This is a genomic window from Mycobacterium sp. (assembly GCF_035640695.1).
Taxonomy (GTDB): domain Bacteria; phylum Actinomycetota; class Actinomycetes; order Mycobacteriales; family Mycobacteriaceae; genus Mycobacterium.
The window spans coordinates 1-13,245 of record NZ_DASQVQ010000111.1 but is presented as its reverse complement, the minus strand read 5'-3'; the positions used below and the strand labels follow the sequence as shown (position 1 = coordinate 13,245).

General features: G+C 65.2%; 10 protein-coding genes. 5 read left to right on the top strand and 5 right to left on the bottom strand.

The annotated features are described in order from the left end of the window. Nucleotides 1–274 precede the first annotated feature (274 nt). Nucleotides 275–2,365: a fatty acid desaturase gene (locus VE759_RS12575; protein ID WP_324932572.1), complete on the bottom strand. Its 2,091-nt coding sequence runs from the start codon at nt 2,363–2,365 to the stop codon at nt 275–277. Nucleotides 2,366–3,365: 1,000 nt separating this feature from the next. Here VE759_RS12575 and VE759_RS12570 point away from each other — a divergent pair. Further along, on the top strand, nt 3,366–3,830 hold the full coding sequence (locus VE759_RS12570) for an LppP/LprE family lipoprotein (RefSeq protein ID WP_324932846.1): 465 nt from the start codon (nt 3,366–3,368) through the stop codon (nt 3,828–3,830). 5 nt (nt 3,831–3,835) lie between these two features. Here the strand turns inward: VE759_RS12570 and VE759_RS12565 are convergent, their stop codons facing one another. Continuing rightward, nucleotides 3,836–4,615, bottom strand: a complete 780-nt coding sequence (locus VE759_RS12565) for an SDR family oxidoreductase (RefSeq protein ID WP_324932569.1) — start codon at nt 4,613–4,615, stop codon at nt 3,836–3,838. A gap of 37 nt (nt 4,616–4,652) precedes the next feature. Continuing rightward, on the bottom strand, nt 4,653–6,587 hold the full coding sequence (locus VE759_RS12560) for an acyl-CoA dehydrogenase (protein ID WP_324932566.1): 1,935 nt from the start codon (nt 6,585–6,587) through the stop codon (nt 4,653–4,655). A gap of 99 nt (nt 6,588–6,686) precedes the next feature. On the opposite strand from VE759_RS12560, the gene VE759_RS12555 reads away from it, so the two are divergent. Both VE759_RS12555 and VE759_RS12550 read left to right on the top strand, forming a co-directional pair. Further along, entirely contained in the window at nt 6,687–7,391 is a 705-nt protein-coding gene (locus VE759_RS12555) for a VIT1/CCC1 transporter family protein (protein WP_324932563.1), read from the top strand. 53 nt (nt 7,392–7,444) lie between these two features. Continuing rightward, nucleotides 7,445–8,461 (top strand): esterase-like activity of phytase family protein, encoded by a 1,017-nt coding sequence (locus tag VE759_RS12550; protein WP_324932560.1) that lies wholly within the window; start codon nt 7,445–7,447, stop codon nt 8,459–8,461. A gap of 407 nt (nt 8,462–8,868) precedes the next feature. Here VE759_RS12550 and VE759_RS12545 read toward each other — a convergent pair whose 3' ends face one another. Next, nucleotides 8,869–9,336, bottom strand: a complete 468-nt coding sequence (locus tag VE759_RS12545) for a MarR family winged helix-turn-helix transcriptional regulator (protein ID WP_324932556.1) — start codon at nt 9,334–9,336, stop codon at nt 8,869–8,871. A gap of 82 nt (nt 9,337–9,418) precedes the next feature. On the opposite strand from VE759_RS12545, the gene VE759_RS12540 reads away from it, so the two are divergent. Both VE759_RS12540 and VE759_RS12535 read left to right on the top strand, forming a co-directional pair. Then, nucleotides 9,419–11,449, top strand: coding sequence for a DUF2232 domain-containing protein (locus VE759_RS12540; RefSeq protein ID WP_324932553.1), 2,031 nt, complete (start codon nt 9,419–9,421; stop codon nt 11,447–11,449). After that, a complete protein-coding gene (locus tag VE759_RS12535; protein ID WP_324932549.1) occupies nt 11,446–12,276 on the top strand; it encodes an energy-coupling factor transporter transmembrane protein EcfT in 831 nt (276 codons plus the stop codon). Before VE759_RS12540 ends, VE759_RS12535 begins: the two co-directional genes overlap by 4 nt. A gap of 3 nt (nt 12,277–12,279) precedes the next feature. Here VE759_RS12535 and VE759_RS12530 read toward each other — a convergent pair. Beyond that, nucleotides 12,280–13,245: extracellular solute-binding protein (locus VE759_RS12530; RefSeq protein WP_324932546.1), on the bottom strand; the 966-nt coding region annotated here is incomplete at its 5' end.

Below are 13,245 nucleotides of genomic sequence, written 5' to 3'. Positions count from 1 at the left end.
TCCGGCCGGCGGTGATTCGTTGTGACGCGTTGGTGTATCAAGGGCTACTTCGCGGCGAGCACCCTGGGCGAGGGCACGGGCCTGGACGGCCAGCTACGAAGACGAAATGCGAAGCTTTGTGGCCTGCCAGCGGCGGCCAAACCACAGTCAGGCTGACCGAACGAACGTCGATACGTGGGCTAGATGAATCAGCACCAAAAGTTCGTTTTCGCCGTCGGCGGCGCGGCTTTCGAGTGCTCGCGCGCAGATAGCGGGCCCACGAGCTTGTGCCGCCTCAAGGACCGTAGGCTACATGGAGAAGGCGCGCGGTCGGCCGAGATTGACAGGTGAGAATCCACCCATTCGCGAGGTCATCGTCGTTAAGGGCGTGATTCTGTTCCATATGGGCGGTGCCACGGAGCAGCCTGGCCTTGCATGTTCCGCATGCACCACCACTGCATGAATACGGTGCGTCCACCCCAGCGCGTAAGGCCGCATCAAGCAGCGACTCGTCACCGGCCACGGTCGTTTCGGTTGTCGACCTGTTCATCGTCACCGTGACTGAAGCGGGGACCACCTGAACATTCGGAGCGCGTAGGGCCCGATTCGTCGAAACGAATAGCTCGCGGTGGATCCGATGGGCCGGTGTATGTCGGGCGCTCAGCGCGTGGGTGGCCGTTCTGGCCAAACCTTCTGGCCCACATATGTACCACTCGTCAACCGCGTACTGGCCGCTTAACGAATCGAGCAGCGTTGCCAGCCGGCTCGCGGTGAGCCGTCCTGCCTGGACCCGTTCGTAGGCCACCTCTGAAGCTTTCGACTCAACGGTGAAATCAGTACGAGCACCGCGGGAAAGGTAATGAGTGATTCTCAAGCGGCCCTCAAACCGGCGCGCCAGCTTCGTGAGTTCGGAGCCAAACATCACCGAAGCGCTATCTCGGTTGGCGTAGAGCAGTGTCGCGGACGTTTCGGGTTCGGCGGCGAGAGCGCTGGCCAGGATCGAAATAATCGGTGTGATTCCGCTACCGCCAGCGATGGCGCCGATCGTTCGGCCCCTTGCCGGCGCGGGCGTCAACGTGAATAGCCCCGAGGGCGGCATCACGTCGAGTTCATCGCCCGCGCGCAGCATCGTGTTTGCGTATCGCGAAAATGTCCCGCCCGCAAGCCACTTCACGGCAATACCAAGGAGACCCGAACCGGCGGCCGTGTAGATCGAGTAGTTGCGTCGCACTTCGCGCTCACCGATAAACGCGCGGATGGCGAGACTCTGTCCCGGCTCAAACTGGTACAGGTCGGTCAATTCGGCGGGAACATCGAAGATGATCGACACCGAGTTAGCCGTGAGCCTTCGGGTCTCAGCGACACGCAAGGAGTGAAAACGGTTGCATCGTGGCCAATCCCGTTGTTCGACTGCGTCAGCAGCGCCGTAAGACGATGTGGTCCTGCGCCAAGCACGATACTGCGAGCGCGTCAGTTGGCGCCCCCAGGCCGTGCTAATCGGCACGTTTCGGTCGAGGTAGTCGGCTTCGGTGTTCTTCCACGCTCTGACTAAGAGGTAGAACGGAATTGCCGGATGAATGTGATGCACCAGGTGATAGTTCTGCCAGAACAACAGCGGATTCATGATGCGCTCCCAGCCCACGCGAACCCGCGCGGCGTGGAAACGGTCGGTTGTGGCGGTGCCCTCGAGGTCGTGATGTGGGAGCCAGTCCAACAAGGCGGCGAGGGCGACCAGCGCGATGCGCTGCGGTATCAGGTAGATCAAGATCAACTCGGGCAGGTGGCCCGAAGCCATGACGATGGCCATCAGCGCCATACCCGCAACCGCACTGGCAACGCCGCCCATGACCTCCCCGCGTGGGCGGGAGCGCATACGAGATAGATAAAACAACGCGTAGTGAGCATCAATCACCGACCAGCGGGCCGGAAGCAGCCAGCGCGGAGCTGTCGCAGCCCAAGCATCGGGATCGCTACCCGTGTCCTCGTTGGTGTGGCGGTGGTGTTCGAGGTGGATGTACCTCAGAACCGGAAATGTACCTATCACCGAGACGAATGGAATCGACGCGTGGCCAAAGAATTGGTTGACCCGAGGCACCTGGCTGACCGCGTGATGCGCTGACTCATGGAAGACGTTGAACATCGCGAACATCACGAACGCCTGCGTGGGAATTGTCATGATCAAGAACCAGCGGCTTGCATCACTGAGTACAACCGTTGTCGCCGCGCCCCATGCCGTCGCCGAGCCAAGAAAGACGACGACGGTCGGAACTGCGAAAATCGGCAGAGTAATGCAGGGATCGGGAACGCCACGGCGGGTCGTGGCCACATCACCCAGGTACGCCGCCCGTGGTTCGGTGAGCAAACTAGTCAGCTGTGCCTTCGGCATGAAACCCCCCGAGGCGAGTCGTCCAATATCCCCGCGGAAAATCCTGCCAGATGTACTGAACGCCCGCGGCAATTTCGCCGATTCAGCGAACCAGCCCACACGCCTCCGTCGGAGCCGCGGTCCGGAGCGGATTGTCAGCACGAAGAACGCCCATAGCGTGCAAGGACACGTACTCGGGCTCGGCTTAGTATCACGACGCCGCAGCTGGGCTGGGGCGGGCGGCGAGATCATCCGCGCTGCGCGGGAGGAACGGTTCTCCGGTGAGAAACATCACCGCGCGTTCAACGCTAGGCGATCAATGATTGCCTCGGCAAAATATTTCTGCAGCCATCGAACTCTCCGCGGTCGTTATTGGGACAATCCGCTACAGTCATTCGATCAAAGCTGCAGCATTCGAGGCGACAACCGCTGCAGCCGTTCCACGGCAACATCGCAGCCGCCATCTGGGACGTCAGCGGCGTCTCAGTCTTACTTAACTATGGATGAGACGGTATGGAAGGGCCGGTTGGGAGGGTTGGACGGTTTTCATCACCGTTGTCGCGGGACTCTCCCTGCTCCATCGTTTGACCGTCATGCGACATCTCGGCCTCCTGGTGCGAATCGCCGCGACCCTCATGTCCCTGGTGGTCACCGAGTTCGCCACCTAACATGAGACCGGTCCAGAAGATCACTGCGCCGATGAAGACGATGCCGGCCGTGGCAACGACTAGGGCGGCAACCCGGAAGATCCCGTCGCGCCGATGCCAACGGCTCGGCGGCTCGGCGGCACGCGGCTCGACCGCTGAAGTTGTTGGCTCAGTCCCAGGCTCAGTTGGTTCAGTCATGCCCCGAGCATGAACCGGACGACCCAAGAATCCGCTGAGAGAGCCTGAACACCTTCTCAGCTTCGTCCCGACGGATGCTGGTCGGCGCTGCGCATCCGGCGCTAGCGGGTGCCGTCTTTCTGCTGGGATTCTCGAGTTGAATGGATGGCGTGAATTCCCGCCGACTGGTCGCGGTTTTGCTGTTGCTCGGGCTCGTCGCGGCGGGATGCGGATGGAAACCGCCGGGCGCGCCGCCGCCCGAACCCGACATCTGCAAGCCGACCGACGGCCCGGCCGTCGACACCGTTGCAGCCGCGATCCACGGCCTACCGCCGCCACAGAACGGCGCAAGCTGGCATGAGATCGCCAACGGCCACACCAAAGACTGCCGGCTGTACTGGGTCCAGGTCAGCGCGGGCGGCGACGACGCGGCGCCGCAGCAGCTGCTGCTCTTCAACAAGAACACCACGTTGGGCACCGCCACTCCGAACCCGCGGCCCTACACCACCGTCATCGCCGCCGGCCATGACACCGTGACGGTGCAGTACCAGTGGCAGCAGGGTGGCGACCAACCGGGACGGCCCACCGGCATCGCACAGGTCCGCTTCCAGCTCGACGCCGACGGCAAGCTCAAGGCGCTGGACGCGATCCCAAACCGGTAGCGCCGTCAGACGCTGCGTGAGCTGCCGCCGTCGATCACGTACTCGGCCCCGGTGATATATGCAGCGCGGTCAGACACCAGGAATGCGACCAGCTCGCCGACGTCTTCCGGGCGTCCCGGGGTGCCGATCGGAATCCCGCCGATCGACTCCATGATGCGGGTCCGCGCAGCATCACGGTCGACGCCCTCGATCTCGGCGATCCGGCGCACCATCTCGGCGGCCGCCTCGGTTTCGATGAACCCGGGCGCGACTGCATTGACTCGGATTCCCTTCGGCGCCAGCTCATTAGCCAGTGCCTTGCTGTAGTTCGTGAGCGCCGCCTTGGCCGCGGCGTACGGAATCGTCGTCGGCAGGGGAGCGCGCCGTTGTATCGAGGTGATGTGAATAATCACGCCCGAGCCGCGTTCTGCCATTCCGGGAATGAGCCGGCGATCCAGCCGGACGGCCGCCAACAGGTTCTGGTCAATCGCGGATTGCCAGTCGTCATCGGTGAGCGTCGCGGCTCCGCCCTCTGTCTGCGGCGAGCCACCGACGTTGTGAACGACGATATCGACGCCGCCTAGCCGACGCAGTGCCTCGGCCGCCAGTCCGTCGATCCCGTCGGCCATCGTGACATCGGCCACTATGACGTCATCACGCGAACCCGTCGGCGGCGCCGAACGCGCCGCCACCAATACCGTCGCTCCGCCGGCGCGAAGGCGGTCGGCGATACCCTTGCCGATACCACGAGTGCCGCCGGTGATCAGGGCACTGCGCCCGTTGAACTCCATGCCGTCGCTGGTCATGCAGTTAGTCTGCCGTCGACCACCGACAGAAACTGCCTTAGCCGTTGAGCAGTTCCTCGGGGTCGAGCATCGCGGCGTAGCGCAGCTGCTCGGGGATCCCGAACGCGTCGACGAGCGTCTCGGCGTACGGCCTCAGCGTGCGGCAGCGTTCGTTGACCCCACGCGTGATGGCCTTGGCGCGCTCGGTCGAGATATAGCGGTGTTCGATGTACCAGGCCTTGTCGCTTTCAATGACGGAGAGCGCGTACATGTCGCAGACCATGTCGAGCACCTTGCAGGCCTCTTCGCCCTCGCACGAGTCGATGCCGGCGATGAACGCCTCCAGGATCACGCGGTCGATATGCGCGGCGGCGGCGTGCATCACGTGATCCTGTACCTCGTTGAACGCGTCGAACGCGTCCATCTCCCTGGTCCGTCGCTGCAGCCGGCGCGCGACCGTCGAAAGCAGGTAGTTCTCGCGGTCCTCAAACATCTTGAGCTGCGTGCCGCGGTTGAAGAGGCTGCCTTCCTCCTCGTTGTCCTCGCGTGCGTCGATCAGCATCTGGATAATGGGCTGTGCCGCAGTCCGTTTCATGACGCGGTCGCTGACCGTCTCGGCCGCGAACCGCACCCACTCGACGGGGCTCATCCCGCGAATATCGTCGGCATAAGCGGTGAGTAGCTCCTTGGCGACCAGCTGCGTCAGCACGTGGTTGTCGCCCTCGAACGTGGTGAACACGTCGGTGTCGCCGCGCAGGCCGATAATCCGGTTCTCGGCGAGATAGCCTGCGCCGCCGCATGCTTCACGCGCCTCCTGGATGGCACGGGTGGCATGCCAGGTATTGGCAGCCTTCAGCCCTGCCGCGCGCGACTCCAGCTCTCGCTGTTCCTCGGGGTCAGGCTCCTCCATGGTCTGCAGCTCGTGCAATTTGGAGACGAGCTCGTTCTGCGCGAATTGCAGCGCGTACGACTGCGCGATCAGCGGGAAGAGCCGCCGTTGGTGCAGGAGGTAGTCCATGAGTAGCACTTCTTCCTCCGAATCCGGTGCCTTGAACTGCCTGCGCTGCAATGCATATCGAGTCGCAATGTCCAGTGCGACCCGGGCGGCGTTTGCCGCGCTACCGCCGACGGCGACCCGGCCGCGGATCAGCGTGCCGAGCATCGTGAAAAAGCGGCGGTTCGGGTTTTCGATCGGCGACGAGTAGCTGCCATCCCGTGCGACGTCGCCGTACTTGTTCAGCAGATTGTCGCGCGGCACCCGTACGTGGTCGAACACGATGCGCCCGTTGTCCACGCCGGGCAGGCCACCCTTGTACTGACAGTCCGATGTCGTGACGCCCGGCAGGTCGTTCCCCTCGTCGTCGCGGATCGGCACCAGGATGCAGTGCACGCCATGGCTCTTCGGTTCTTCACCCGGCCCGGCGGTAATCAGCTGCGCGAATACCGCTGCGATCGTGGCGGTTTCGGCCGCGCCGCCGATGTAGTCCTTGCGTGCCGTAGGCGTGGGGGAGTGGATGACGAATTCGTCGGTGTCGTGGTCGTAGGTGGCCGTCGTCTCCAATGACTGCACGTCGCTGCCGTGTCCGGTCTCGGTCATCGCGAAGCAGCCGACCAGATCGAGGTCGATGGTCGGGCGCACATACGCCTCGTGGTGCCGCTCGGTACCGAGATTGTCGATCGCGCCGCCGAACAGGCCCCACTGCACGCCCGCCTTCACCATCAGAGACAGGTCGGACATCGCCAGCATTTCGATCGTCGTCACCGCCGCGCCGACGTCGCCGGTGCCGCCATGCTCCTTGCGGAACCCGTCCTCGGCACCCCCGTGCGCGGCGATGATCCGCAGCTGCTCCATCACCTTCGTCCGGGCGATGACGGTGTTCGGCGTGTAATGCGGACGGAACACCTCGTTCGTCATCTGCTCGCGGCATCGGATCTTCACGTCCCGCCAGCGGCCGTCCAACGCATTACGGAGGTGCTCCGAAGTGGTGGTCATACTCGACGGTAACCCGCCCGACGCCTGGGCAAACGTGACTTCGGCAACGCAGGCCAGCGTTAGTCGAAATCCCGCGCATCGGTGGCGTTAGATAGCGCCATGACACAGCGTCTGCCACATCAATTTGATCACAAACACGGTGATGTCACGGGCGGCTGGCTGCGGGCGGCCTCGTTCGGCGCGATGGATGGATTGGTCAGCAACACCGCGCTGATCGCAGGCGTGGCGGCGGGCGCCGACACCCACGCGGTGGTGGTGAGCGGCATCGCCGGATTACTCGCCGGGGCATTCTCGATGGCGCTTGGCGAGTACACGTCGGTTACCACCGCCAACGAACAGATCGATTCTGAGGTCCATGTCGAGCGCCGCGCCCTGCGTGCCTACCCCGAAGAGGAGGAGGAAGAGCTTGTCAGCATGCTGGTGAATCTGGGCATGAGCGAGAAGACCGCGAGGACCGCCACCGAGGAGATCCACCGCGACGAGGACAGGGCCCTCAACGTGCACATCGTGCAGGAGCTGGGGATTGACCCGGAGGAGAAGCCATCGCCGTGGGTGGCGGCCGGCTCGTCGTTCGCCATGTTCGCGGTGGGCGCGATCATCCCGCTGATTCCTTATCTGCTCGGCTTCGATTCCCTGGCGGCCGGCATGGTGTGCGGCGCAGCCGGGTTGGTCATCGCGGGCGCAGTCGGCGCGCGGTTCACCCGCAGACCGATCTGGTGGGCGTCGGGACGTCAGTTGCTGTTCGGGGCGGTCGCTATCGCCGCCACCTACATCGTCGGGCACCTGATCGGATCGACCGTCTGAGCGCAACGGTGCGCCGCGCTGTGCTCGCGGCCTGCTTGACACTCGCGGCATGCATGCCCGCTCATGGGCAGCCGAACCTGACCCTTCTCGGCAAAACCCAGCTTCCACACGGCTTCAGCTTCGAAGGCACCACGGTCGGCGGCTTGTCGGGGCTCAGCTACGACTCCGGCCAGCAGCTGTATTACGTGATCAGCGATGACCGCTCGGAGCGCAGTCCGGCGCGGTTCTATACCGTGCGGATTCCGTTGGCCGACAATCAGCTTCACGACGTCCAGTTCGTCGGCACGCAGCCCTTGCTCGACCCGCGAGGTCATGTCTATCCGTTCGGGTCACTCGATCCCGAAGGGATTGCATTCGACGGTCGCCGCCACCAGCTGTACTGGTCCAGCGAGGGGGAGCGTGCGCCGGATGAGTCGGTGCTGATCAACCCATGGGTGCGCATCTGCGCGCTGGACGGGACGTACCGCGGCGAATTCACAATGCCGCCGATGCTGGCGATGTCGGCGCAGCAGACCGGCCCTCGGCGAAACCGCACTCTCGAGGGCTTGACGCTGACGCCAAGCGGACGGTTCGTGTGGGCGGCGATGGAGTGGCCCCGTTATGACGACGGCGAGCCACCGACCGCCGACAAAGGCGCGCTCACCCGCATCACGAAATTCGACGTGGCGACCGGGGCCGCGACGGCGCAGTACGCCTATCCACTCGACCCGATCACCGCACCGGCCGGCGAAGACAACGGGCTGTCGGACCTGGTGGCCCTCGACGACGACACGTTCCTCGTGATCGAGCGGTCGCACGGCACCCGCAACGTCGCCCGCATCTACCGCGCCAGCGTTGCCGGCACCGACGACGTCCTCGACCGGCCGTCGCTGCAAGGCGCACCGTTGACCCCGATGAGCAAGACCTTGGTGGCTGACCTGTCGACGATTCCCGAAGTGCAACCTTTGGACAACGTCGAGGGCATCACGCTGGGCCCGAAGCTATCCGATGGGCGCCAGTCGGTGGTGCTCGTTACAGACGACAACTTCTCACCGGATCAGGAGACACAGTTCTACGCGTTCGCGCTGTAGCGGCCCGCCGCGGCGGGCTGTGGCGGCAGCTCTCGGCCCGCGCTGCCGACAGTGACCGGGCTGGCCGGGGTGACGGGGTGGCCGGGGTGGCCGGCTCGGTGATATTTCAGCGCGCTCGCGACTTGGGCGGCGGGTACACAACTCTGGCGATGGTGGCTGACAACCACCCGATGACCCAACCGAAGAAGACCAAGACGAATGTGTGCACGGTGTGGTTCCTGCCAACGGCCGCGACAACTGCCAAAACTACCGCCCAGACAACAGCGCAACCGATGCTGTAGGCGGTGTAGGTGTTCAGCGAGCGCTTCATTCCCGTACCTGCTTCCCGGTGCATGAGTCGTCCAGTGAAATTCTGCCCGTGGCGTGTGTCATCCGAGCTGTTGCGAAGGCGACTCGTCCTACATCGTCTAGCTCTCTTTGATTTGCTTGCGCGGGGTGCCGGCGTCTTCGAGCAATCGGCGCAGCACCCGCACGGCCTCCGCGAGCGTTTCCCGGTCCTGGGGTTCAAGCCGTCCCAGATGCGGATCGATGACCTTGGCGCGGTCGGCGCGGACTTGGCTCAGCATGCGAACGCCCTCAGGCGTGATGCGGATCAATACCGCTCGTGCATCGTCGGGATCGGTGGTGCGGGTGACCAACCCGGCGTCCTCCAACCGCCTCACCTGCATCGTCATCGTCGGCTGCGAGCTGTGGTCGAGCGCGGCGAGGTCCGAGATCCGGGCAGAGCCCTGGTCCTCGATCGTCGACAACAACCGTGCCTGTGCCCAGGGCAGCGGCAGGCTGGTGCGCTGGGTGGCCAGTCGATTCAGTCGGGCGACGACGCCGAGCAGATCGACGCCCAGCGATGGTTGCTCGGCGGGAGTCGACGGAGCCATGCAGCTAAGTTACATAGCTTTGCTATGCAGATCAACGTGTCGCTGCGGGGAGGCCTACAGCCGAGGCTGGCAGAATCGTGAAATGACTTTGGCCGGTTCGGGGAGGCGCGGAGCGCTGCGACCCGGCGAACTGGCCCAAGCGTCCGTAATGGCCGCATTGTCGGCGGCGACCGCCATCATCGCCGTTGTCGTCCCGTTTGCGGCCGGGATATCGCTGCTCGGCCCCGTGCCGATGGGCCTGCTGGCGTATCGATACCGCATCCGTGTGCTGATCGCCGCGACAGTCGCCGGCGGCATGATCGCGTTTCTCGTGGCGGGCATGGGCGGGTTGACGACAGTCGTCCATTGTGCCTACATCGGTGGACTGACCGGCATCGTCAGGCGTCGCGGGCGCGGAACCTTCACGGTCATCATCGCGTCCCTATGCGCCGGCGCGGTGGTGGGCGGCGTATCGGTGGGCGCCCTGCTGCTGCTGTCTCGGCTGCGGCACCTGATCTTCGACTCGCTGACTGCCAACGTCAACGGCGCCGCCGCGGTCATCGCCCACATCCCGCATCTCGACGGACTCGCCGAGCGGCTCAAGACAGCCTTCGCGACCGCCCTGCATCACTGGCAGTGGCTGATCGGTGGCTCGTCGATGCTCAGCGTCGTAGTGGTCAGCCTGATCGGCTGGTGGGCGTTGTCGCGCGTCCTCGAGCGGCTTTACGGCATCCCCGACGTCCACAAGCTGGAGACGCCGGTCGACCGTGGGCCGATCGGGCCGGTTCCGGTGCGATTGCGTGATGTTGGCTTCCGGTACCCGGCGGCCACGCACGAAGCGCTCGGGCCAGTGTCGGTGAGCGTTGAGCCGGGTGAACACGTCGCTATAACGGGCGCAAACGGATCCGGCAAGACGACGCTGATGCTGATCTTCGCCGGGCGGCAGCCAACGTCGGGCCGCGTCGGGAGGCCGGGGGCGGTCGGCCTCGGCAAGGTCGGCGGCACCGCGGTGATCATGCAGCACCCGGAAAGCCAGGTGCTTGGCACGCGTGTCGCTGACGACGTGGTGTGGGGGTTGCCGCCAGGGACGACGATCAATGTGGACAAGCTTTTGGCCGAGGTTGGCCTGGATGGGCTGGCGGAGCGCGATACCGGCGGCCTGTCCGGTGGGGAATTGCAGCGGCTCGCGGTGGCCGCGGCGCTGGCGCGCGAGCCGTCACTGCTGATCGCCGACGAGGTGACCAGCATGGTTGACCAGCAGGGCCGCGACGCGCTGCTTGGCGTGCTGGCCGGGCTACGCCAGCACCACCGCATGGCGCTGGTGCACATCACGCACTACAACAACGAAGCCGCCTTGGCGGACAGGACCATCACGCTGACCGGCAACGGTTCGGCCGACGAGAACGACATGGTGGAGACCGCCACTGCGCCGGTTGCGACGGCTGCGGTACACCGGTCCGACGCGCCGGTGCTCGAGCTCATCGGAGTCGGGCACGAGTATGCCAGCGGAACGCCCTGGGCCACCACGGCTTTACGAAACGTCAGCTTCGTCGTCCACGAGGGCGACGGGGTACTGATCCACGGCGGGAACGGCTCGGGCAAGTCGACGTTGGCGTGGATCATGGCCGGCCTGACGGTCCCGACGACCGGTATGTGTCTGCTGGGCGGCCGGCCGGTGTCCGAGCAGGTGGGCGCCGTCGCGCTGTCGTTCCAGGCGGCGCGGCTGCAATTGATGCGCAACCGGGTGGACTACGAAGTGGCTTCGGCGGCGGGGTTTTCGCCGCGCGACACGGCGCGGGTCGTGTCGGCGCTGGCGACCGTCGGCTTGGACTCGGGGTTGGCGACACGGCGCATCGACCAGCTCAGCGGCGGCGAGATGCGGCGCGTGGTGCTGGCGGGACTGCTGGCACGGTCGCCGCGCGCGTTGATCCTCGACGAGCCGCTCGCCGGTCTGGACGCGGCGAGCGCCCGCGGACTGTTGCGGCTGCTCCAGGATCTGCAGCGTCGCACCGGTTTGACCGTCATCGTGATCTCGCATGACTTCGCCGGTCTCGAGGACCTGTGCCCACGGATCCTGCACCTGCGGGACGGGTCGCTGGAGCCGGTGCCAGCCACGGCAGGGGGGCAGTCATGACCGCGCCGACGCAGCGCCGACCGGTCGTACTGTTGCGGCCTGTGCCGGGTCGCTCGCCGATCCACGAATTGTGGGCGGGCACCAAACTCCTTGTGGTCTTTGGTATTTCGGTGCTGTTGACGTTCTATCCGGGCTGGGTGCCGATCGGGGCGGTCGCGGGGGTGCTGATATTGGCGGCGTGGATCGCGCATATTCCGCGGGGCGCGTTGCCGTCGGTGCCGCGCTGGCTGTGGGTTCTGTTGCTGATCGGTGGCGCCACTGCGACGTGCAGCGGTGGACCACCGGTGATCGACTTTGGGTCGATCGACGTCGGGCTCGGCGGGCTGCTGAACTTCTTGCGGATCACCGCGTTGTCGATCGTGCTGTTGGGGTTGGGTGGGATGGTGTCCTGGACTACCAACGTCGCCGAGATCGCGCCGGCAATAGCAACTTTGGGCCGCCCGCTGCGGTGGCTGCGGATACCGGTCGACGAGTGGGCCGTCGCGCTGGCCCTAGCGCTGCGTGCGTTCCCGATGTTGATCGACGAGTTCCGAGTTCTCTACGCGGCTCGACGGATGCGGCCCAAGCAGGTGCCGCGGAGTCGACGGGCACGGCGTCGTCGGTGGGCGATCGAGGTCATCGACATGGTGACCGCGGCGATCACCGTCGCGCTGCGTCGTGCGGACGAGATGGGTGACGCGATCACCGCCCGCGGCGGCGCCGGCCAGATTTCCGCGGTGCCGTCGCGGCCGAAATTGCGGGACTTCGTAACGCTTTTCATCGTCATCGCGGTGGGCGGCGCGGCCATCGCCAGCGAGACGCTGCTGATGTCGTCAACGCTGCGTTGAGCCCTATCGGGCTGCCGCCGCGTTCGCCGCCGCCTGTGCCTTCGCCAGCGCTCGGGACACGTCAAGGCGCCCGAGGAACATCTCGTCGAAGTATGGCTTGAACGCCTCATATCCCGCCGCGAAACCGGCACCGCCTGGCGCCGGAATGCGGGGCCCGTTGAGGACCGTGAAGAACGGCGTCACGTCGACGCCTTTGGCCCGCCAGTACTGGAAGTATGTGTGCTGCCCGGCGAGCACCGCCGGGATCGCGGCCCCTTCGGCGCCGACGTAGCCGTTGCCCTGCGGGCTGCCCAGCCACATCAGCACTTCTCGCACCGCGTCGGGATTTTTGGTGGACGAATTACCCGCAGCGGCAATTCCGTTCGTCACACTGATGCGACCGGCCGGCCCGGCCGGCAGCATCGCCACGCCCCAGCGGAACTGCGCGCGCGCCGCGATCTGGGCGAGGTTATACGTGCCGGATTGGAACAGTGCCATCCTGCCCTCCAGAAACTGATTGCGGGAAAAGTCGCCGTTGTCGTTGGTGTCCGAGGCGGGCGGTGCCACCCGGTCATCGTTGATGAGCCGCACCAGATAGCGAAAAGCCTCGACGGCTTGCGGATTGTCGAACGAGAACCTGTCACCGTCCTGGAATCGACCACCCGCCGATCCGATGTAGTTGAGGTAGATGCCCTGTAGATCGTTGGCCGCGTTGTAGCCCCACTGGCGGTCATGCGTGAGTCGCTTGAGCAACGGCCGCAGGGTGTCACGGGAGTCGTCCGGACTCCAGCGCAGCTGGTTCAACAACGCGAGGTCGACGCCTGCCGCGGCCGTCAGGTCGGCGTTGTAGTACAGCGCGATACCCGCGTCGGTAAGCTGCGGGACGCCCCAGAGCACCCCGTTTCGGGTGAATTGCGCGACCACCGACGGTTCCCAGCCGGTTGCAGCGTTGCGCCCCAATGTCTTACCGATGTCGAGCAGCCTGCCGTT